Origin of the sequence: Chitinophaga niabensis (assembly GCF_039545795.1) — a bacterium.
GTDB classification, from domain to species: Bacteria; Bacteroidota; Bacteroidia; order Chitinophagales; family Chitinophagaceae; genus Chitinophaga; species Chitinophaga niabensis_B.
Genome location: NZ_CP154260.1, coordinates 3,607,648 through 3,629,645, shown reverse-complemented (window position 1 = coordinate 3,629,645; position 21,998 = coordinate 3,607,648). Strand labels below are relative to the sequence as shown.

Below are 21,998 nucleotides of genomic sequence, written 5' to 3'. Positions count from 1 at the left end.
AAAATATTGCAGTTTTCCTATTGGCGAATTACCGAATATTGCATAACTTTGCAATAAATAGCAGAATATGGCAAGAAAAAGAATAGCAATAGATATGGACGGCGTAATGGCGGATATTGTTTCCCATTACATAGACTGGTACGCAAAACGCACAGGAGAACTGGTGCCGGTGGAACAGCTGAATGGCAAACCCGAACCTACAGGTTTCTCCAACGGAGAATTGATCCGTGAGTTCCTGCATACCCCCGGTTTCTTCAGAACGGCCCCGGTAATGCCTGGCAGCCAGGAAGCGATCAAGGCCCTGATGGAAGAATACGAGGTGTTCATTGTTTCCGCTGCGGTAGAATTTCCACAATCCCTCTCAGAAAAAGTAGAATGGCTGAATGAGCACTTCCCCTTCATCAGTTGGAAGAATATGGTGTTCTGTGGTCTTAAAACCATTGTGCAGGCAGATTACATGATCGATGATTACGACAAGAACCTTAAGTATTTCAATGGCGAAAGGTTGCTGTTCTCCCAACCGCACAATGCCAATTACGAGGATTATAACAGGTTTGATAACTGGGAGCAGATCGCAGAATTCTTTGCAAAACAAGCAGTGCCTTTAGCTTCATAAGTAAAAAAGCTTTATGTTTGGATGGGTGTGAAGCACAACCCATCCTATTTGAACCAGCATGAAGCCCTGTATTAGCCTGATTATTTGCCTGTTACTCTCCGGCAAACTTTCTGCACAATGTGCAGCCTCTTATATTGGCAGCTCCAACCGGATGGTGTACAACACATCGCTGATGGACAGCCTGATGACCCCGCAACGTTACAAAGCCATCCTTTACGGGGAAACACATAACGTACATTTTGAACCCGAGTGGAAGCTCCACCTGATCAAACACCTGCATGCCGGATATGGCATAAAGGATGTGTTTATGGAAGTGGGCATAGCTGCAGCTTATCTTTTCAATCAATATTTAACAACAGGCGATACTGCGCTTATTCATGGCCTGGTGTATACGGATCATCATTACCAGGATTTCTGGAAAGGCCTGCATGCCTATAATATTACATTACCTGCAGCGAAGCGCCTTGTGATCCATGGCGTTGATTTTGAAAGAACAGAAGTACTGAGGGTGCTGGCAGTTGCAACACCCGTTCCTGCCAGTTTGCAGGATGTATTTAACCGCATGGCAGCATCACATACACTCAATGCATTTGATCCGGCGTTTGAAGAACTGCTGTGTTATATTCAATCTGAATTCCGTGCAAAAGATAAAGACGTGAAAGCATTGTATGGAGAAAGATATCCGCTGGTCAGCCGCATTGTTCGTAATGATTGTCCTATTACACAAAGGGCCATTCCCCGGAACAAAGTAATGTACCGTCACCTGGCAGAGGCTTTGAGGGATAACAACATAACTACTTTTGTAGGTTTCTTTGGCCAGGCGCATACTACTTATAATACCCCTTCATCCTTACCTAATAGTTTGAAGAAAGAAAATAATTTCGCAGGAAAGGTGCTCACCTTTATGTCTGTTTATAAAGATGCTTACAGCCCTAAAGGTATCATTCCCTACACAGGTTTATTCCGTGCAGAAACACTGGCCACATTGTACAATAGATACATGGATACTTCCTGCCGGGCTACTGTTCTTCCCGCACAACAGGTAAATAACAGGAAGTTGAGCAACAGTGCAGATCTTATCTTATTCGCAAAGGACTATCTGTAGAAGAACTCCGGCCATCCCTCGCAGTCATTGGGCGGAACAAATTGTTCTATCAGCTCAACGGCTTTTGTAATACCGCCATAACTTTTCAGTTGATTGCCATGTGCTTTAGCTGCAGTACTATATGCAGGTGAATGAATGAGTTGTTTGACTTTATTTTTAATCGTTTCTGCTGCATACTCATGTGGTAGTATAAACTCTGCCGCACCCAATGCCTGCATCCTCCTGGCATTACTTTCCCGTTCAGAAAAAGTGGGGAAGATGAGAGAAGGTGTTCCGCAATAAAGTCCCGTCTGGCAGGAACCATAGCCACCATGATGGATCAGCAGATCACTTCTTTCCGCCATAAATAAACCCGGCACATAAGGCAGCTGCATAAAGTTCGCAGGCACCTTAATGGATTTTGGCAAAGGATGATGTCCTGTTGTGACCACTACATAATAATCTTCATCTGCCAGTGCATCAAAGCAAGGCTGCAGCATTTTATCTGAATCAAAGATTCTGCTTCTGCCATTGTAGGAAGGGTTGCTGGTATACAGCCATACAAGCGGTTTGTCGTCCGGTATGTTCTGTAGCCAGGCTGGCTGAGGTATCCGCGAGTCCTGCCACAGCAAAGGGCCTATGTAACGATGATCATCTCCCTGTAATGGATCTGTTTCCGGCATGCCTGTAACAAGAGACAGGTCGCCCCTGGTGATCTCTTCCACCTGTTTTATTGCCGCTAACCCATAAGAACGTAATACTTTATTGATGGCAGGTACAACGGAAGGAGTGCCCTCCGGTCTTTCCTTCCACCAGATAAAACCTTTTGTGCCGGGTAATGCATCTCCCTGGTTGATCGTGATCAGCGGAACGCCCAGTTTCTTTGCTGCAATACAGGCAAAAGGATTCCAGAAATCCACCACCACATCTGCTGCAGATGCACGGATCACCTGCATATATACTTCACACTGCGCTTTGATGAAATTGGCATTCAGTAAACCCGTGATGGCAAAGGCATGGTCCATATCCCATATTTCATGGCTGGCCGGCGCTGCGCGGTAAGGAATGGACTTCACCAGTTCTTTTATGAAATTAAATGCACCGCCATGATGGTTCCTCACTGCAGAAGAAGTGAAAATATCTTTCCAGTGTAAACCATTAAAGCTGATCTCATACAAAGGATGTGTAGGCAGCAGGTTCTCAAAACCTGCATCTGCAATAAGTTTGCGGGGAGCCCTGGCCGGATGGGAGAACATAACGGTCTTCCCTTTTTTCTGCAATGCTTTGGCTACCGGCAGCGAGCGTGTCAGTAATCCCAGGTCATTGGTGGGCAGCACAGTGAAGAGGTAACGTTTTGCCATGTCACAAAGTTGCTGCAGCCAAATGATCTTTCCTTTGATCCAGATCAAAAAATGATCACTGGACCATCTGTTAATTAAAATGTGGACTATAAAAATGGTCCAATGCCCTTTTAAATTTGTACCATGAAAGAAAGATTCCTCCTGAAAGACATATTGCCCGCTGCCTACAATGCCATGCTGGGCCTGTACAAATTTGAAACCACCACCAGCATTGATCCCATTCACCGGGAACTCATTAAGATCAGGGCTTCCCAGATCAACGGCTGTGCTTATTGCCTTAATAAACATACTATTGAAGCAAGAGAACTGGGTGAAACAGAACAACGTATCTACCTTATCAGCGTATGGCGCGATGCCCCGCAATTCTCCGAACAGGAGAAGACCGTTCTGGCCATGACGGAAGAAATTACATTCATCCATCAAAAGGGTTTAACAGAAGAAACGTATCAGCAGGCACTGGAACACTTCGGCAAAACCGGAACCGCAGAACTGCTCATGCATATTATCGCCATCAATGCCTGGAACCGCATTGGAGTTTCCTCACACAGAATCCCTGAATAATGAAAACGGTCCATACCGCATCAGACGATGCTGCTATATTAGCCTGCAGGGAAGTGATCCTTTCCCTTCGCCCGCATCTTTTGCATACAGACATTGTAGCACAGGTAAAAGAAATGCAGAGCGAAAACTATCACATCATTTACCTCAACGCAGATGATCAGCCCTCAAAGGTTGTAGCCTTCGCAGGTTTCCGCTACATGCAGAAACTACATTCCGGTAAACATATTTATATTGATGATCTGGCCACATTACCGGAATACCAGGGGAAAGGTTATGCCTCTCTGTTACTGCGTTACATCAGGTCATTAGCCAAAACAGCCGGTTTCCATTCCGTGCAGCTGGATTCAGGACATCTGTTACATCCTGCGCATAAAGTATATCATAAAGAAGGTTATTTCATTTCCGCCCATCACTTCAGTCAGCCTCTGTGAGCAGACCGGATGCGGCTTAATGTTTCCTGTGTAATGCCCAGGAAAGAAGCAATGTGCCCGAGCGATGCACGTTGTGTAATGTCCGGTAATACTTTTAGAAGATTGGCATACCGCTGTGCAGCCGTTTCAAACTGAATGCTCACGATCCTGCGCTGCAGGCGTAACATGATACGGGTCACAGCCATTCGGCTAAGGGTTTCAAACTCATGAAACTGCTCGCAGAGCTGTATCAGGGAGTGTCTTCTCATCAGCACCATTTCACAGGGTTGCAGGGTTTCTGTGTAATGCTCACTGGAAACATTGCGGAAGTAACTATTGATGGCGCAGGTGAATTCATGTTCACGGGCAAACCAGTCTGTAATATCTTTTCCATCTTTGAGATAGTATTCACGGATGGTCCCGGAAAGCAGGAAGAACATACTATCGGAATACTGGCCAGCCGTAACGAGTATGGTGTTTTTAGGAACAGAGATTGGTTCTGCAATTTCGCGGAAGGCATCGGCACAGGCAGGGGAGAGGCCTATATAGTGATCTGAAAAAGACTGGAGGGCTTGATCTATAAGTGAGTCCATACTGTAAATTACAAAAGGGCCATCTCTTTTCATGAAATGGCCCTTTTGTTTTTTTATTTCTTTACATCTATATCCGAAAAGAAAGTGATCAGCTCCTTCGTCCACAGATCTGGTTTTTCCAATGCTGCAAAGTGACCGCCATCAGGGAATACCGTGTAACGTTTTACATTCACCATCCGTTCTGCCCACTCTTTCGGCAAAGGACCATCTCCGGGAAAATGCGCCACACCGGTTGGTGTTTTCACATATTTGGCAGATTCCAGTCCTCCGGAATAACCAGCCCTGGCTGTTTCCAGGTAAGTACGCATAGAGGAGTTAATGGTTTGCGTTACCCAATAGATGGTAATATTTGTCAGCAGTTCATCTTTGGTAAAGTTCTTTTCAATATCATTTTTGGCAGGCTCAAACCTCCAGCTGTAGAATTTCTCCAATATCCAGGAAGCCAGTCCTACAGGAGAATCGTTCAACCCAAAAGCTACCGTTTGTGGTTTGGTGGAGTGCATCATATTGTAAGCTCCTTCAGCAAACCACCATTGTTGAATGAATTGTCCGAATTGCTGTAAGGCCGGAGACATTTTGGACCAATCTTCCGTTCCATCCGGATAACCTACATCCGTCAGGAAAATAGCTTTCACTGCTTCAGGATACTTATTCGCCAGGCCTTTAGTGATACCTGTACCCATATCGCCTCCCGCTGCCAGGAATGTTTTATACCCCAGCACATCGGACATCAACTTATAAAAGATCTCAGCGCTGCCATCCACGCTTTTGGCTACATGGTCTGAAAATCCGAAACCGGGGATGGAGGGGATCACCACATCAAAGCCCTGTTCCGCCAGAATGGGGATCACTTTGTAATAACGGTAAAAACAATCCGGCCAGCCATGACTTAAGATCAAAGGTTTTGGATTGGCGCCTTTTCCTTTAATGTGCAGGAAATGGATCTTGATCCCGTCAATTTCTGTGATGAACTGGGGAAACTGGTTCAAAGCGGCTTCATGTTTACGCCAGTCGTACTGGTTAGCCCAGTAGTCTGCCAGTTCTTTCAGGTAATCCGGGTTGGTACCATAGTTCCAACCGGCATTTTCTGGTGCATCCGCCCATCTTGTTTGTTTGAGACGGGCTTTCAGGTCATCGAGTACGCTTTGTGGTACTTCAATCTTAAAGGGTTTTACTGTTTGCATGTTAGGTTTGTTTTGTGCAAATGAATGGAGCAATACAATGCTTAAAAATAAGGTGCTGATTAACTTTTTCATACGGTTTCAATGATTATACCACAAATTTAAAATGTGTATATGACAGCAGTATGTCAGTAGGTTTTTCAGAAAATAAAAAAAAGCCTCCCGCAATATAATGCGGGAGGCTTCAGGATGGTTCAAAATGCCGGAATAGGGTATGCAAAGGCTCAAAATAGGGTAGCCGGATACCTGATATAGGCTCGACATAGGCTTCACATAGGCTCAGATATGCTCTCTCATTGCTTTATCCTTCTCTTAAGGTTTAGGCAATACCATAATTTCTATATTCCGGAAATCAATCGGCTGCCCCTCACTCTGCAGGGCAATAAACCCTGATTTGAGGGCTTTCCCGTCCTGTTTTTGCTTAGGATCATAGTTGTTTACCACGGGGCCGCCTATCTGCGGTTTGGAGTACTGCATGACCGTATCCCCGTTAATGATATGCGTGATCAGGGAATCCCCCAGCACAATGATCTCTGCTTTCACCCATTGCTCCCCCTCATAGGTTTTAGAGGAAGAATTGATGCAATGCCGGGTATCCAGCTTACCATTATAGAAGATATGCGTTCCTGGAGAGCACATATTGCCGGTAGGGCGGGGTTTTCCGTCCCCAAGGCCGGCCAGGAACTGCATTTCAATGGAAATAGGCCAGTCCTGCTCTTTGGGCATGGTACGCGGGTCCTGGGAATGATACATCAGCCCGCTGTTCAGGATAGTATACTCAGGGGCAGTTTTGCACCATTCCCCTACAAACCGGTATTCCAGCTTCAGGTGGTAGTAGGAAAAAGGTGTTTTGTAATAAAGGTGGCCATACTGGTTGTTGTAATCCCCATACTGGTCATAGCGTACCTTGATGATATTATCCTCCACCCGGAAGGTATTACCAAAATTCTCGCCAACCTCGTGGTGGTGGATCTTTACAAACCAGTCTTTAATGTCTTTACCATTGAACAGGGGTACCCATTTGCCGGGCTTTTGTGCAAACGCGGAATGGCTTAAGCCGGATAGGAGGAAGAGCCCTATCAGGATAGTAGATCTTATCATATTTTTAAGTGTAGAGTTGATCTTAAAAATAGCAGATTATTTCTTTTTCTTCTTCCGTTTTAGATCTTTTGTGGCTTTTTCGTGGTCCTCGATCAGTTTCTTCCAGTTATCGTTAGGGGTTTCCTCAGAAAAGCTGATGGTTTCCCGGTAATCGTCTTTATTAATGGTCATGGTAGTGATGGGTTTGCCCAGGTAAGCCTGGATGGCTTCCAGCACTGGTTTTTCCTCCTCGCTGCAGAAAGAAACAGCCTGTCCTTTTTTTACCCCGCGGCCTGTACGGCCCACACGGTGCACATAGTTTTCCGGCTCATCCGGCAGATCGTAGTTCACCACGTATTCCACATCCGGGATATCAATGCCCCGGGCATTTACATCTGTGGTGATCAGTACTTTCACTTCCCCCTTTTTGAATTCGTCCATTACGGTAAGCCGGTCTCCCTGTTCCTTACCGCCATGCATGGTGAGGCTTTTGATGTTCACCCGCTCCATGGCTGCGGCTACCCTTTCTGCCCGTACTTTGGTCCTTACGAACACCAGGATCTTATTCTCCGGGAACTCCCTTACCAGCCTTTCCAGGAAAAAGCGCTTATCGTCCATAGACACATAGGCTACGGAATGGCTCACGTTCCTGGAAACGGGGTCTTCCGGGGAGATCTGGATCCGGATGGGGTTGCGTACCACAGAATAGGCAATATCTTTAATCTCTTCATCAATGGTAGCGGAAAAGAAGAGGGTCTGGTGAATACGGGGAAGGTGTTTCAGTACATCCCGGATATCCCTGATAAAACCAAGGTCCAGCATATGATCCGCTTCGTCCAGCACCAGGATCTGTACATGGCTGAGGTCCAGGTGCCCCTGGCTGACCAGGTCAAACATCCGGCCGGGTGTGGCGATCAGGATGTCTACCCCTTTATCCAGTTTGGCGATCTGGGCTTCCTGTTCTACACCGCCGAAAAGGCCCATAATATCCACACGGGTATATTTGGCGAGTTTTTTAAATACTTCGCCTATCTGTACGGCCAGTTCCCGGGTAGGCACCATAATGAGGCATTTCACTTCTCCTTTGGTGCGGGAACGGCTTTGTTGTTGTAATAACTGGATGATGGGGATGGCAAAAGCAGCGGTTTTACCGGTGCCGGTTTGAGCAATCGCTAATACATCATCCCCTTTCAGGATGGAGGGTATGGCCTTATATTGAATATCCGTAGGGCGTTTGAACCCAAGTTCTTCTAAACTTCTCTTTAGCTCCTCTGATATGCGGTATTGTTCAAATTTCATGGGCACAAAGGTAAGCTTTAATGCCGTATGGGGAAATGGGCTTGCATCCTAACAAAGCGGGTCATATCTTTAGCAGCGTTTACACAAAGTAACAAAATCAAAATCCGGGACGAATTGTACGGCCACCTGCACGATAAAGCGCTATGGAGTAAGGTAATTGAAGGTGATAAGGATGCTTTGGCGTTCATTTATAAAACATATTTCAATTCCCTCTATCAGTACGGCATGAAATTACAACCAGACGAAGGGCTGGTAAAAGATTGTATTCACGATCTTTTCGTCACCATCTGGTTAAGCAGGGAGCGCCTCTCCGTAACGGATTCCATCAGGTATTACCTCCTCGCCAGCCTGAAAAGGAAGATCGCCAGCCAGCAACAGAAAAAACTCCCCGGTCACTTTGGCGAAAATACCGCCTCCGTCACCAGCTCCCCGGAAGAAGTACTGATCGGAGAACAATCCAACCTGGAACTGCGCGCCAAACTGGGGAAGATCATGGACCAGCTTCCCCGCCGCCAGAAAGAAATACTCTACCTGCGCTATTATGAAGGGCTGGATACCAAAGAAACAGCTGCTATTATGGACCTTAGTGTGAATTCTACCTATGTGCTCCTGTCCAAAGCCATCAACTACCTGAAAAAACACAGCGATAAACTAATAATTACCTCATTTCTAATCTTTTCACTCTTTTTTTTAAAATAAGTGAAAATTAACGCTAAGATTTTGTTCACTTCCTGCTTTATCTGTTAAGTAACTATAATGACATTCAGAAATTTCACGACGCAAGAGTATTTAGAGCATCCCATGTTTCGCAAGTGGGTGCTGGAACAGGATGAAACAGCCGCCGCTTTCTGGAACGAATGGCTGCTGAATAATCCTGACAGGAAGGATGATGTGGTGAAAGCAAAGGAGATATTACTGCTGATCTGTACGCCAACGCATACAGCCACAGCAAAGGACGAAGAAGAAACATGGGCGAAAGTATTGCAGAGCATGGACCGCCCTGCAGCTAAAATAGTGGAGATGCCCAAAAAGCATCGCCGCTGGATACCTTATGCGGCTGCGTTCATAGGATTGATCATAGCCGTGTTCGCGGCCTATACCTTTTATCCCCGTGCAGAGGTGCATCACCAGACTGCCATGGGAGAACTGAGAACAATTGAGCTGCCCGATCATTCTGTGGTGAAACTGAATGTGAATTCAAAGATCCATTATAAGGATAACTGGGACCAGGTACATCCCCGCGAAATATGGATAGAAGGGGAGGCCTTCTTCTCCGTTACACATCAAAGCAATAACCAAACCTTTGTTGTGCATACAAAAGATGTGGATATCCAGGTAGTAGGTACCGAATTTAATGTGAACACCCGCCGTATTAAAACACAGGTAGTGTTAGCCAACGGAGTGGTAAGGCTCACCTTGAATAAGAAAAGTAACCAGCCTGCCATCACCATGAAAGCAGGGGATATGGTAGTGTATTCTGCCGCCACCACCGAACTGGTGAACAAAAAAGTAGACCCGGAAGTATATTCTTCCTGGCAGCAAAAAGTATTAAGCTTTAATGAAACGCCTATTGCCGAAGTGATCAGATCACTGCAGGATAATATGGGCATTACAATACAACTGGAGGATTCCAGCTTTAGCGGACAAACGTTTACGGGGAGTATACCAATGGACAATATCGATGTGTTCTTTAAAACACTATCGAGATCATTTGAGGTGCATATAGATAAGACAGGAACAAACACATATAAGATCAGTAATAATTAACTAAGCCAACGTCATGTCACACTTTAGAGGGTCCCGAAAAAACGGGAGGTGACATTGCTATGTCTTAACCAACCAAAATCAATAGCTATGGTAGAATTTTACGCCGGAACCCGAAGGGTATTGGGAAGCCTGGCACTGGCATTGCTGATACAAGGAGGTACAGCTTCAGGAGCCGCTCACAATGTACAAGGCACGGAAGTGCAGGACAACAGGCAGGTGCCATTGAAGACTATACTGGCAGAATTGGAACAGCTTTACAAAGTTCGTATCAATTATACCGGTAACACTATCAACGGTATCACCACGCAAAAGCCTGCCGGAAAACCTACAGCCGAAAAGCTGATCGACTATCTCAGTAATTTCCTTCGCCCCATGGGGCTGGAAGTGGAACAGGCCGCACAGGACCATTTCATTATTTACAAAAAAGAGAAGCGCACCGAAAAAAAAATCGCAGATCAGGTATCCGCGACAGAACCAGCGCAACCACTTCAGCTGGAAAGTATCACACAGCAGCAGCAACCTACAGTAACCGGACAGGTAACGGAAGAATCCGGTGTACCCTTACCGGGCGTAACAGTAGTAGTGAAAGGTACTTTTAATGGTGCTAAAACCAATGAGAATGGTAAGTACACTTTGCCGAACGTTCCGACCAATGCCACACTGGTGTTTAGTTACATCGGCTATAAACCGCAGGAGGTAAAAGTAAATAACCGTACCGCTATTGATATAAAGCTGTTAACCGATGTGCAGTCCATGAAGGACTTTGTTGTGAACGGTTATCAGAAACTAAAGAAAGAAAGTTATACAGGGTCTGCGATTGTAATTACGGGAGAAGAGATCAAACGTTTCAACCCGCAGAATATCCTGGCCAGTATACAGGCTTATGATCCTTCTTTCAGGATCGTGGAGAACAACCTCGCAGGTTCCAATCCCAATGCATTGCCTAATATCAATGTAAGAGGTGCTACCGCAATGCCTACCACCGCTACTACAGATCCTCAACTCCTTTCCCGCAACCAGCTGGCTACCATCACCAACCTGCCCATGTTCATTATGGACGGTTACCAGGTAGGTATTCAAACCATCTACGACCTGGATGTGAACAGGATAGAAATGATCACCTTGCTGAAAGATGCGGCAGCCACTGCTATCTATGGCTCCCGTGCTTCTAACGGCGTGGTGGTGATCAATACCAAAACACCGAAAGAAGGTGCGCTGGAAGTGTATTACAATTATGAACTGAATGTAACCACACCAGACCTTACGGCTTATAAAGTATTGAATGCTTCCGAGAAACTGGAATATGAAAAACTGGCCGGCTTATATACCAGCAATGCTGTGGAAAATCCGGATGACCTGGAAAGGAAGTACTACCAGAAAAGAAGGAATGTACTCAGTGGAGTGAACACCTATTGGCTATCTCAGCCACTGGCTACCGATTTCGGTCATAAACATTCCATTTCCTTACAGGGTGGTACACCTACTTTAAGATATGGTGTGGATGGCCGTTATCAAACTAATAATGGTGTGATGAAAGGTTCCGGCCGTGATCGTTACAGCCTTGCCACCAGTCTTGCTTACAATCTGAAGAACAACAAACTCATGTTCCGTAATAACTTCACCATTTCCCAGGTGAAGGGAGTGGAATCTCCTTACGGGCAGTTCTCCAAATATGTGCGCATGAACCCTTATTATCCTAAAACAGATTCACTGGGCAGGATACTGAGGGAAGTAGATTCCTGGCAGTATCTGTCAAATGAAGACCGTGTTAGCGGAGACCGGGTATTATCACCTGTAATGAACCCTTTGTACGAAGCTACCACCGGCAGCTTTGATAAACAGGATTACCTGGAGTTCATTGATGCGTTCTCCGCGGAATATAATCCCAGCCCTTCCTGGAGGATCAATGGTACCATCAGTTTAACAAAACGTAAAGCTACGCTGGATAAATTCGTTTCTCCAAACAGCAATGAGTTCTACTGGTATTCCGGAAATGATCTGAAAGACCGTGGCAAATATTATTTCAGTAGTATAGACGAACAACAGGTGGATGGAAATTTCACCGTGAACTATAATAAAGTATTACAAGGGTCACACTTCCTCAATTTCTCCCTGGGTACCAATATACAGGCCCAGCAATCCAACTATAAATATATAGTGGCACAGGGTTTCACTAACGACCGCTTTACTGATATCAGCTTCGCCCGCAGTTACGAGAAAGATGGATCACCAACCGGTGAGGTAACAGAACAACGCCTCATCGGTGCTTTCCTTTCCTTTAACTATTCTTACCAGAACCGCTTCCTGATGGATGGAACAGTAAGAACAGATGGTTCTTCCAAATTCGGAAAGGATTCAAGAATGGCTACCTTCTGGTCCTATGGCCTGGGCTGGAACCTGCATAATGAGAAATTCATGCAGCATTCCATCTTCAATCAGTTCAGAATAAAAGCCACTACAGGTTTAACAGGAGATGTGAACTTCCCGGCTTACCTCTCCAACACCACCTATACCTACTTCAATGCGGATTGGTATTCCACTGGTGTTGGTGCTATCTTCAGAGATTACGGCAACTCCGCCCTGAAATGGCAGCGTACGCAGAACTACGATCTGAGCCTGGAAGTTTCGATGTTTAAAGACAGGTTGTATATGTCTCCCCGTTATTATCACAAGCTCACAAAAGACCTGCTTACAGATGTGAACGTACCTACCTCCACTGGTTTTGCAAGGTATAAAGAGAACCTGGGTGAAATGGTGAACAAAGGTTTTGAGATCTATTTCCGTGCAAACGTACTGCGTGGAAAGAACTGGTCCTTTAACCTGAACGGTAACCTGGGGCACAATACGAATGTGATCACCAAGATCTCTGATGCATTGAAACGTTATAATGAAGAAGTGGATAACAAGCAGCAAGCAGACTCCGCCTCCAGAACAAGACCATTACTGCGTTACAAGGAAGGCCAGTCACTCAATACCATCTACGCCGTAAGGTCCTTAGGTATCGATCCTGAGAATGGTAAAGAGATCTTTGTTCGTCCTGATGGCACTACTACTTATGAATATGATGTGCGTAACACCGTAGCTGTGGGAGATCAGACGCCAGACCTGGATGGTTATTTCGGCGGTAGTTTCGTTTACAGGAACTTCATGATAGAATTCAGTTTCTATACCCGTTTAGGTGGCGATATCTATAACCAGACGTTGATTGACAGGGTGGAGAATGCAGATCCCAAATACAATGTGGATAGCAGGGTGCTGGCACTGCGCTGGAAGAAACCAGGTGATCATACTTTCTATAAAGACATTAAAGACCTCAGCACAACACGTACCACTTCCCGTTTTGTACAGGAAGAGAACAGGCTGGAATTTAAATCCGTGTACCTGTCGTATGACGCACCGGCACAATGGTATAAACGTTTGAAGATGAAAAGCCTCCGCTTTGCATTGAACCTGAATGATCTGGCTTATTGGTCCAGCCTGCAGACAGAAAGGGGGATCGATTATCCCTTCGCCAGGAGTTTCACCTTCTCATTATCCACCCGGTTCTAAACTTAATTACGATGAAGAAATATATTATATCCATCATCATCATAGGCGCTTTTGCATCCTGCAGCAAATGGCTGGATGTACAGCCCAAATCTGAAGTGTCCCAGGACGCGCTTTTCAGTTCTGAAGATGGTTTTAAAGAAGCCCTCAACGGCTTATACAGCAAAAATGCCAAAGAGCAGCTCTATGGCCGTGAACTCACTTACGGTTTCCTGGATGCATTTGCACAGAACTACAGCACCGATGTTTTTGACAGCTGGGGATATGGTGCGGTGATGAAGTTCAACCGTAAAGAGAATGGTTTTGTACAAAGAAGGGACCAGATCTGGGAAGGCCTGTACACTGTAGTGGCCAATGCCAACCTCATCCTGGAGCATATTGATGAAAAGAAGAACATCCTCACTGCCGTTAATTACAACATCATAAAAGGCGAAGCGCTGGCTATGCGTGCTTACTGCCATTTTGATGTACTGCGCCTTTTTGCTGATTCCTATGTTACAAATGCAAATGGAAGTGGTATTCCCTATGTAACCAAATTCAGCAAAGAAGTACCACCGTTGTTCAAAGTAGGAGAAGCCATCGACCTGATGCTGAAAGACCTGCTGGCGGCAAAGGAATTACTGAGAGAAAGCGATCCTATCCTTTCCCCCGGTTATAAAGTAGGTTATCCTAAAACAGACACCGCTACGGAAACCAAAGGAGAAACCTTCCTGCAGGTACGCCGCCACCGCCTGAACTATTATGCAGTCTGTGGAGAGCTGGCAAGGGTTTATCTCTATAAAGGAGACAAAACAAACGCTTTGAGCAATGCCCTGGAGGTGATCAATTCCAACAAATTCCCCTTCACCAAACAGGCAGACTTCCTGAATCCTGATGAAGAGAAGAAAGACAGGATCCTGTATAAAGAACTGCTCTTTGGTATTTATGCACCGAATATGCAGGACAGGATGAAGGAAGTACTCACCAATGGCCAGTCAGCCTTATACGTAACATTAACAGAGGGCCGGAATATCTATGAGACCGGCGGCGTAGGAGGAGATGATTTCCGTTATAAACAATGGCTGCAGGAACAATCCGGTTCTACCGGTACCTATCTGCGGGTAGTAAAATACACCAGGGACCCTGATGCTAACATCCATGATCTGATGATGCCCTGCATGCGTTTGAGTGAAATGTATTACATCGCAGCAGAGTGTACGTTTGATACAGATGCCACCAAGGCATGGGATTATTTTAATACCGTTCGTTTGAACAGGGGGATCGGTACTAAGCTGAGCGATCCTTCCAAAACAGTGTTCATGAATGAACTGGTGAAAGAAGCACGTAAAGAGTTCTTCTCCGAAGGCCAGATCTTTTATATGTACAAACGCCTGAATATGCCTATTGCCGGACAATCCGGCGTAAGCATCCCGGCCAGCAAAGCAGTATTTGTACTGCCATTCCCTGATGATGAGATTGCATACGGTAACAGATAAAAAAACAGCGATGAAAAAATTATTCCTGATTGGTTTATTCGGCGCAGTTTGTTTGAGTGCTTGTAAAAAGGCAGTTGAATTAACGTATCAGTCGCCAGACAATATATACTTCGATTTTACAGATCCAAAGGATAAAGAGAAACGGGTGGACAGCTTTTTCTATTCTTTCGCCCTCTTCCCGGAGAAATCCTTTGATACCATATTTTTACCTGTACGTATTTCCGGCTTGCGGAAGTCTGTGGACAGGAAGTTCAAACTCACGGTAATAGACAGTGCTACCACAGCATTACCTGGCACGCACTATAAAGCCCTGGAACCGGAATATACCATTCCTGCTGATTCCGGCAGTGCCAATGTGCCCATCATTATCTACAGCAAGGACCCTGCACTCCTGGCAGGTTCTGTTAAGATAAAGTTCCGCCTGGCGGCCACCAAAGATTTTGCAGTTACAACCGTTGCGTTCGATACGGCAAAGGTGATCTTCTCCAACCGCCTGGAGCAACCGGTATGGTGGAATACCTGGGCCGGCGAACTGGGAGCCTATTCCCGCGTGAAGCATGAGCTGTTCATCAGAACATCCGGTACTATAGAGTTACCTGCTGTTTTTAATGCAGAAGTATTACCTAAAACACTATATCATACCCGCCGTTTCAGAAGTTTCCTGAACAATCCCATTTCATGGGTAGCAGCTAATCCCGCAGAAGGATATACCGTGGAAGATATAGGAGGAGGGAAGTATAATTTCTTCAGCATCAGCAATCCTGAAAAGAAGTACGTTATGGAGCTCAACCCGGCAGATAACAAATACTACTTCAGGGATGAGAATGGTAACCGCATTGTATAATTATTAACGATCGTACATGAAAAAATATTCCTTATATATTTTGCTGTTGTTCATCCTTGGCGCCTGTGCCAAGGACAAGGGCAACTATGATTACATCAACATTCCGGATCCTGTTGTAAAAGGGCTGGATACTGCTTATGCAGCCATCGTGGGAGACAGCCTGATCATTACCCCTGAAGTACAGCTGAAATCCGGTAAAAACGATTATTCCTGCTTCTGGAAGATAGATGTGCCGGAAAAGGCCATGTCTGTGGATTATGAGGGGCAATCATTGAGGATTGTATTCGGCCTGGGCGCTAACCGCTATAATGCTTTACTGAAAGTAAAGGATAACAATACCGGCCAGGTATATTTCTTCAAGTTTATTGTCAAAGGGCAGACACAGTTTACAAGAGGTGTGCTGGTGCTCAGCAATGAGAACAACAGAACGGTACTCACCTTCATTAAACCTGATGGAACGGTACAACCTGATATCTATGATGCCATCAACAAAGAAGTATTGCCCGGTGGTGGTATGCAACTGGTGCCTATAAGGAACCAGTTCTACATGAACCAGCTGAGTTCTTTCTGGATCACTTATACCGGCGGCACTACCGGTGCTGTACAGATTGATGCCAACACATTGCAACGCAACAAATACCTGGCAGATAACTTTTATACCGCTCCTGCTGTATTGAAGGTGAACAGTTTCCTGAATATGATCAATGGTGTAACCACTGCTATCCTCAATGGAAAAATGTACATCGGCGCTACGGAAACAGCACCATTCTGGCCTTATTACGGCTTTTGGGGAGTACCGGTAGATGGTAATTACCAGTTGCATCCCAATGTGCTGCATAACCTTTATGAGCGCCCTAACGATGGTTATTTCTTTGGCTTTGAAGCCACCAAAAAACAATTCCTGCGCTTCAGCACCAATGCATTCTTCGATACCAGCTATAATGTATTAGGTAACACTTCTTTCGATCCCAAGAACCTGAAAATGGACCTGCTCTACATGACCCGCTTCACGGATAATGAGTTCTATGCCATGATGGACAGTGTGGGTAAGAAAATAGAACTGAAGTTTGGCCTTGATTTCAATGCAGATAAAAGAACGTTCACGCCTTCTTATAAAAGAGAATTCCCCGCAGCCAGCCTGCTGATGCCGGATACCAAATGGCAAAGTTCCCCGATCGGTGTGATCTTCTTTTCTTCCAACGATAAGATCTATCGCTACAACCCGGTTAACAATGAGGTGAAGGCGCTGGATGCCACTTTCGGTGGAAAGAAAGTGACCATGCTGAAAGTGTTGAATGGCGGGAACCTGTTAGTGGCCGGTGTGGAAGGAAGTATCTATTACCTGGATACCAGTGTGGGGCATAATGGAGAAAACCCGCAGCAGGTGAATAGTATTCCGGGTGTGCCTGCGGATATCTATATCAGGGAGAATTAATTTGTAAATTCCACGTATGGAAATAGCGGCTGTTTCAGTGAAATGCTGAAACAGCCGCTGTTTTTTTGCTGGTTTATGACCAGCCCTGCACTACCCACGCCACCATAGACCAGGGCTACTTTATTTTTTAATCTGTCCATCTTTTTAAGATAAAGCTTCAAATGATTGTTTATCCATAATTTCCTGCGCCAGTTTTTCCATATGCCTGTAAGTAGCTTTGTATAATAATACCGCCATGCTTATTCGTTTTACGCCATAATCTGTTAATTCGGCAATGGACGCAATTTTTGGAACGCCAACTACATTCACCGGCAGCGTGGTGTAAGAGGTGATCTCTTTAATTGTTTCAGCCTCCTGAACACCAGGTACAAACAGGCCATCGGCACCCGCCTCTCTGTATAGTTCCGCTCTGATCAATGTTGTTTTCAGGGGTGCTGGCAGTTTTTGCAGGAAAGCGTCTGTTCTGGCATTAATAAATAACTGCTGGTTGGTTTTGACCAGGTAGTTTTTAATATGGTTCAATTTTTTCAGATAGATCTCTTCTCCCTGTGCATCTTCCAGGTTTATACCGGCAACGCCGCTGTCAATTAGCTTTTGAATGTTATCATTCAATATTGCAGGATCATCCGAATATCCTCTTTCAAGGTCTACTGATAAGGGAATGGACGTAGTGGCATTGATCCGTTGTATGATATATAATAACTCCGCAAATGGTATTTGCTCACCGTCCCTGTACCCGAGCGATTCAGCAATAGCCCCGCTGGAAGTAGCTATTGCGGCGAAGCCACTCTTTTCTGCTATTTGCGCACTTTTCACATTCCATACGTTGGCCAGTATTAACGGGGTGGATTGATGGTGTAGCTGATGGAACTTTTCGTAGTTTGTCATTTTTCTCCTGTTCAGTTGATTAAATTCCGTTCTCTTAATACCTCCGCGTTTATACCATCTTCTCCTTTAGGAGTTGGCTGTCCCTGGCCGGTAGCGATCAGATTGTACAGGCTCTGATTAATGTAGGTGCTCCAGGCAACATGGCAAACCTCATAACACTCATATTCCGGAACGAGGCCCACATGCGTGAATTTTACTTTTGTTTTACCGTCTTCACTTGAAATATCAAAAACGAGCTGGGTATTGATCCATTCTGTTTTATCCTTTGTAAATACACTGAATTGATTGTCCAAAACATGGTAAACCAGCTTTTTATCCGGAACTTCCTCAATAAGCTTAAGCTTGCACAGATGGATATCCTTATATTGATAAAGGAAAACCTCATGAAGGATGTTTGTTCTTCCTTTGATATCTTCTGACCACCAGGCACGGAAATTAGTGATGGCTTCGAATGCCTCATGTGGTGTTTTATCAACCAGGAAACTGGTTGTGAAATCCTGACCTTTCATATTTACTGAGTTTAAATGGTTATGAGATAGGAATACAAATGTAAAGTCCGGTTACTTCCCGGAAGGGGGGTGAATCGGACTTTGACATGGGGGGATTAAGACATTTATATGGGGTATTAAAGAAGCCCGGGCATCTGTTGGAACATGCCAAAAGAGCCTTTGAAAGTACCCGTAAAAGTAATGTATGAAGTAAGGTCACTGCCAGGTGAGGTAATGGGCTTATGCCTCATCCTTCGTATTCTTCACCAGCCCTATACCCGAAAAGAAAAAGATCAACCCGATGATCCCCACTACTATTAACTCACGGGTTTTGACACTGTGTTGAACAAAGCCATAACCGGCATAGATCAGTCCTATAATACCCAGAACAGTTAAGACGGCGCCGAAGATGCGTTTTACATTCATATGGGGTAGTTTTAAGAGGTTGGGGTACAATATTTGTGCCGTTTACCTGCAAAAGGCCAGGTAACGCGCTGTGGCCTTCTTTAAGGCTGTTGTTTGTGTTTTGTTCAGTGTTGTGAATATGTCCATATCCAGCCCGTCATTGTCCTTCTTTTTCCACGTACCTGCAATCTTTCCATCCACAATGATCATATGGGAATAGAAGGTACGGGCGCCTTCGTTGAAGATGTCGTGGCGGTCTTTATAGCTCATGCCGTATTCATCATAATCCGGCATAATGAAGGTATGTGTGATCTTTTCTTTCTTGTCAAATGAAGCAGGGAGGTATATTAATTCTCCTTCCTTAACGAAGTCCGCAGAAAGCGCCTCAGCGCCTTCTTTTGCATCTTTCATTGTTAAGCCGGACCAATAAGCGAAGTCCTGCAAAGTAGCTGGTCCCCTGGTAGTGAAGTATCTTTGCACAAACTGCGCCAGCGCTTCTGAACGGCTGAGTGCTTTTACAGGAGGTACCCTTTCTTCCAGCAAAGCATAGGTGAACTGTTTGCCTTCCCGGGGGCCGCTGCAAATAAGCCCTTCCAGTTCTGCAAACATCATGATATAACCGAGCCTTGGCCCGGAAGCGATGATCTTAGCATCCTTTAGTGCCTTTGCCAAAGCAGTACGTTGCAGATGTTTCCCGCCCTGTAATGCTTTTTCCAGTACTTTATTACTGCGGGAGAACAATTTGGTATCCAGTTCCAGTTGTTTATAGTAATAGGCATTGGCTGCATGTACCCTTGGTGCAGTGAGTTGCAGCAGCCAGCGGATATCCTGCTGATGCACAAAATGCCAGGTAGGCCGCATGAGATGGGTACGGAGGTAAATGCCCTCATTGAAGGATTGTTCTATTGCCTTTTCTGTTAGTCCTTTGGAGCGGAGATGAATAGCCCATTTGGCATGTGCATACTCCTGTGCCTGCATGGCAATGAGCCAGGAAACTACCTCTCCTGCTTCTTTATAGTTAGGTTTGGCCAGCTGCTGGGTATGCAGCCGCTGAAGGATAATGTCTTCGGTTTTCATACTTCCCCCAAATATAATTACTTTTGAAAGACGTGAAGAACACTCAGCCACATAATATCAAGACTATCAGCGAGTACCATCAGCATATGGACCTGCCGAAACCCCTGCATCCCCTGATCAGCGTTGTTAATTTCGATGATATCAAACGCTCACCCGGTACCGTTATACATAATTTCTATTCCATTGCATTAAAAAGGAATTTTAACTGCAAGATGCGGTACGGCCAGCAGGTATATGATTTTGACGAAGGATTGATGAGCTTCATTTCCCCCGGCCAGGTATTTTCTATAGAAGCAGCAGACGATTTCAGCCATACCGGCTGGTTACTGATCGTGCATCCCGACTTTTTATGGAACACCCCGCTGGCTAAAAAGATCAAACAATACGAGTATTTCAGCTATGCGGTTCATGAAGCCCTGCATCTTTCTGAAAAGGAAGAGCTGACTATTACTAGCCTGATACAGAACATCGCACAGGAATATCACGCGAGCATAGATAAATTCAGCCAGGATGTGATCATTGCGCAGCTGGATCTCCTGCTTATCTATGCAGAACGTTTCTATCAGCGCCAGTTCATCACCCGTAAGATCAGTAATCACAGGATCCTGGAGAAGCTGGAGGATGTGCTTACTTCCTGGTTTCAGAAAGAAAATGGAATACCCACCGTACAGTACATTGCTAATGAATTAAACGTATCTCCCAACTACCTGAGTGTAATGCTGAAGACCTTAACCGGCCAAAGTACCCAACAGCATATACACGATAAACTGATCGAAAAGGCAAAGGAAAAACTGTCCACTACGGACCTCACCGTTAGTGAAATTGCGTATGAGCTGGGCTTTGAACATTCCCAGTCATTCAGCAAATTATTCAAGAGCAAAACCAGTCTTTCTCCGGTAGAATTCCGGAATTCTTTCAATTAAAGAAATGACTACAACAATCTGAGATTTAGCTACAGGGAAAAACGCTGGAGGAGGGACCTTTATGTTATGAAAATAATAACAACAGGTTCCTTAGGGAACATAGGCTTGCCATTAATAAAAGACCTGTTACAGAAAGGCCATAGGGTAACCACTATCAGCAGCAATCCTGCAAAGAAAGCAGAGATCGAAGCACTCGGGGCCACAGCGGCCATCGGCTCACTGGACGACCGGGAGTTTCTGACAAACACTTTCACTGGCGCAGATACTGTATATATAATGGTGCCTCCCGGCTATACGGAAACAGATCAGGTGGCGTATTACAAAAGGCTTGCAGGCAATTATGCACAGGCCATTCAGCAGGCTGGTATAAAGAGGGTAGTACATCTCAGCAGCTATGGTGCACATTTGGATAAAGGCACCGGCTTCATCCTGGGTGCACATCATGCGGAAATTATCCTGAACCAGTTGCCTGGCATTTCCCTCACACACCTCCGCCCGGGATATTTCTACCCAAATCTTTACAGGTTTGCAGATATGATCAAAGGAGCAGGTTTCATCGGTTCAAACTATGGTGGAGATGATAAACTGGTAATGGTTGCTCCGGCAGACATTGCCACGGTTGCTGCGGAAGAGCTGGAGAAAACAACTGCCACACAAAACATCCGCTATATCATCAGCGATGAACGCACAGCCAGTGAAGTAGCCAGTGTGTTAGGTAGAGCAATCGGCAAACCGGACCTGCAATGGCTGTTACTTACTGAGGAACAAACGAAAAGTGGTTTGGAACAGGCCGGATTACCTTCCTTCTTTATTACCAATATCCTGCAATTGAACAACAGCATTCATACAGGTGTGTTACAGGAAGATTATAAGAAGCAGGAACCTATTCCATTAGGCAAAACAAAACTGGAGGAATTTGCAAAAGAATTTGCAGCTGCATTCTAAAAAGGAAGCCCGTACATTGT

At 45.2% G+C, this 21,998-nt stretch carries 22 protein-coding genes; 12 read left to right on the top strand and 10 right to left on the bottom strand.

The genetic code is table 11. The features are described 5' to 3' along the window. Positions 1 to 67 precede the first annotated feature (67 nt). Together AAHN97_RS14135 and AAHN97_RS14130 are read left to right on the top strand one after the other, a co-directional pair. Positions 68 to 616 carry a 5' nucleotidase, NT5C type gene (locus tag AAHN97_RS14135; protein ID WP_343302679.1) on the top strand — a complete coding sequence of 183 codons (549 nt, stop codon included), beginning with the start codon at positions 68 to 70 and terminating at the stop codon, positions 614 to 616. A 58-nt stretch (positions 617 to 674) separates the two neighbouring features. Continuing rightward, complete coding sequence (locus AAHN97_RS14130; protein WP_343302678.1) at positions 675 to 1,721, top strand: hypothetical protein; 1,047 nt, start codon at positions 675 to 677, stop codon at positions 1,719 to 1,721. Here the strand turns inward: AAHN97_RS14130 and AAHN97_RS14125 are convergent. Next, complete coding sequence (locus tag AAHN97_RS14125; protein ID WP_343302677.1) at positions 1,712 to 3,061, bottom strand: glycosyltransferase; 1,350 nt, start codon at positions 3,059 to 3,061, stop codon at positions 1,712 to 1,714. The genes AAHN97_RS14130 and AAHN97_RS14125 overlap by 10 nt on opposite strands. 123 nt (positions 3,062 to 3,184) lie before the next feature. Between AAHN97_RS14125 and AAHN97_RS14120 the strand changes: the two genes are divergently transcribed. Both AAHN97_RS14120 and AAHN97_RS14115 read left to right on the top strand, forming a co-directional pair. Further along, on the top strand, positions 3,185 to 3,622 hold the full coding sequence (locus AAHN97_RS14120; protein WP_343302676.1) for a carboxymuconolactone decarboxylase family protein: 438 nt from the start codon (positions 3,185 to 3,187) through the stop codon (positions 3,620 to 3,622). Then, the gene (locus AAHN97_RS14115) at positions 3,622 to 4,053 is read left to right on the top strand and encodes a GNAT family N-acetyltransferase (RefSeq protein WP_343302675.1); all 432 of its coding nucleotides are present in this window, start codon (positions 3,622 to 3,624) and stop codon (positions 4,051 to 4,053) included. Before AAHN97_RS14120 ends, AAHN97_RS14115 begins: the two co-directional genes overlap by 1 nt. Here the strand turns inward: AAHN97_RS14115 and AAHN97_RS14110 are convergent. From AAHN97_RS14110 to AAHN97_RS14095, 4 genes are all read right to left on the bottom strand, one after another. Further along, positions 4,041 to 4,658, bottom strand: a complete 618-nt coding sequence (locus AAHN97_RS14110; protein WP_343302674.1) for a Crp/Fnr family transcriptional regulator — start codon at positions 4,656 to 4,658, stop codon at positions 4,041 to 4,043. The genes AAHN97_RS14115 and AAHN97_RS14110 overlap by 13 nt on opposite strands. A 20-nt stretch (positions 4,659 to 4,678) precedes the next feature. Further along, on the bottom strand, positions 4,679 to 5,809 hold the full coding sequence (locus AAHN97_RS14105; protein WP_343302673.1) for an epoxide hydrolase family protein: 1,131 nt from the start codon (positions 5,807 to 5,809) through the stop codon (positions 4,679 to 4,681). Positions 5,810 to 6,118: 309 nt separating this feature from the next. Beyond that, positions 6,119 to 6,907, bottom strand: coding sequence for a 3-keto-disaccharide hydrolase (locus tag AAHN97_RS14100; RefSeq protein ID WP_074237686.1), 789 nt, complete (start codon positions 6,905 to 6,907; stop codon positions 6,119 to 6,121). Between the two features lie 36 nt (positions 6,908 to 6,943). Further along, positions 6,944 to 8,185: a DEAD/DEAH box helicase gene (locus AAHN97_RS14095; protein WP_343302672.1), complete on the bottom strand. Its 1,242-nt coding sequence runs from the start codon at positions 8,183 to 8,185 to the stop codon at positions 6,944 to 6,946. A gap of 27 nt (positions 8,186 to 8,212) precedes the next feature. Between AAHN97_RS14095 and AAHN97_RS14090 the strand changes: the two genes are divergently transcribed. The 6 genes from AAHN97_RS14090 to AAHN97_RS14065 all read left to right on the top strand — a co-directional run bounded on the left by AAHN97_RS14090 (position 8,213) and on the right by AAHN97_RS14065 (position 17,252). Then, positions 8,213 to 8,884: an RNA polymerase sigma factor gene (locus AAHN97_RS14090; protein ID WP_343302671.1), complete on the top strand. Its 672-nt coding sequence runs from the start codon at positions 8,213 to 8,215 to the stop codon at positions 8,882 to 8,884. A gap of 102 nt (positions 8,885 to 8,986) precedes the next feature. After that, positions 8,987 to 9,952 (top strand): FecR family protein, encoded by a 966-nt coding sequence (locus tag AAHN97_RS14085; protein WP_343302670.1) that lies wholly within the window; start codon positions 8,987 to 8,989, stop codon positions 9,950 to 9,952. A gap of 87 nt (positions 9,953 to 10,039) precedes the next feature. Then, positions 10,040 to 13,501, top strand: a complete 3,462-nt coding sequence (locus AAHN97_RS14080; protein WP_343302669.1) for a SusC/RagA family TonB-linked outer membrane protein — start codon at positions 10,040 to 10,042, stop codon at positions 13,499 to 13,501. Positions 13,502 to 13,512: 11 nt separating this feature from the next. After that, positions 13,513 to 14,973 (top strand): RagB/SusD family nutrient uptake outer membrane protein, encoded by a 1,461-nt coding sequence (locus tag AAHN97_RS14075; RefSeq protein WP_343302668.1) that lies wholly within the window; start codon positions 13,513 to 13,515, stop codon positions 14,971 to 14,973. Positions 14,974 to 14,983: 10 nt separating this feature from the next. Then, positions 14,984 to 15,817 (top strand): DUF4843 domain-containing protein, encoded by an 834-nt coding sequence (locus AAHN97_RS14070; protein WP_343302667.1) that lies wholly within the window; start codon positions 14,984 to 14,986, stop codon positions 15,815 to 15,817. Between the two features lie 16 nt (positions 15,818 to 15,833). Then, entirely contained in the window at positions 15,834 to 17,252 is a 1,419-nt protein-coding gene (locus tag AAHN97_RS14065) for a PKD-like family lipoprotein (protein WP_343302666.1), read from the top strand. Here AAHN97_RS14065 and AAHN97_RS14060 read toward each other — a convergent pair. From AAHN97_RS14060 to AAHN97_RS14040, 5 genes are all read right to left on the bottom strand, one after another. Further along, complete coding sequence (locus tag AAHN97_RS14060; RefSeq protein WP_343302665.1) at positions 17,249 to 17,392, bottom strand: hypothetical protein; 144 nt, start codon at positions 17,390 to 17,392, stop codon at positions 17,249 to 17,251. The genes AAHN97_RS14065 and AAHN97_RS14060 overlap by 4 nt on opposite strands. 4 nt (positions 17,393 to 17,396) lie before the next feature. Continuing rightward, positions 17,397 to 18,140 carry an isocitrate lyase/PEP mutase family protein gene (locus tag AAHN97_RS14055; protein WP_343302664.1) on the bottom strand — a complete coding sequence of 248 codons (744 nt, stop codon included), beginning with the start codon at positions 18,138 to 18,140 and terminating at the stop codon, positions 17,397 to 17,399. A gap of 11 nt (positions 18,141 to 18,151) precedes the next feature. Next, entirely contained in the window at positions 18,152 to 18,649 is a 498-nt protein-coding gene (locus tag AAHN97_RS14050) for an SRPBCC domain-containing protein (RefSeq protein ID WP_343302663.1), read from the bottom strand. Between the two features lie 219 nt (positions 18,650 to 18,868). Then, entirely contained in the window at positions 18,869 to 19,054 is a 186-nt protein-coding gene (locus AAHN97_RS14045; protein WP_343302662.1) for a hypothetical protein, read from the bottom strand. A gap of 42 nt (positions 19,055 to 19,096) precedes the next feature. Beyond that, positions 19,097 to 20,110, bottom strand: coding sequence for a winged helix DNA-binding domain-containing protein (locus AAHN97_RS14040; protein ID WP_343302661.1), 1,014 nt, complete (start codon positions 20,108 to 20,110; stop codon positions 19,097 to 19,099). Positions 20,111 to 20,142: 32 nt separating this feature from the next. Here AAHN97_RS14040 and AAHN97_RS14035 point away from each other — a divergent pair, with 32 nt between their 5' ends. Then, positions 20,143 to 21,033 carry a helix-turn-helix domain-containing protein gene (locus tag AAHN97_RS14035; protein WP_343302660.1) on the top strand — a complete coding sequence of 297 codons (891 nt, stop codon included), beginning with the start codon at positions 20,143 to 20,145 and terminating at the stop codon, positions 21,031 to 21,033. Between the two features lie 66 nt (positions 21,034 to 21,099). After that, complete coding sequence (locus AAHN97_RS14030; protein ID WP_343302659.1) at positions 21,100 to 21,978, top strand: NAD(P)H-binding protein; 879 nt, start codon at positions 21,100 to 21,102, stop codon at positions 21,976 to 21,978. Positions 21,979 to 21,998 lie beyond the last annotated feature (20 nt).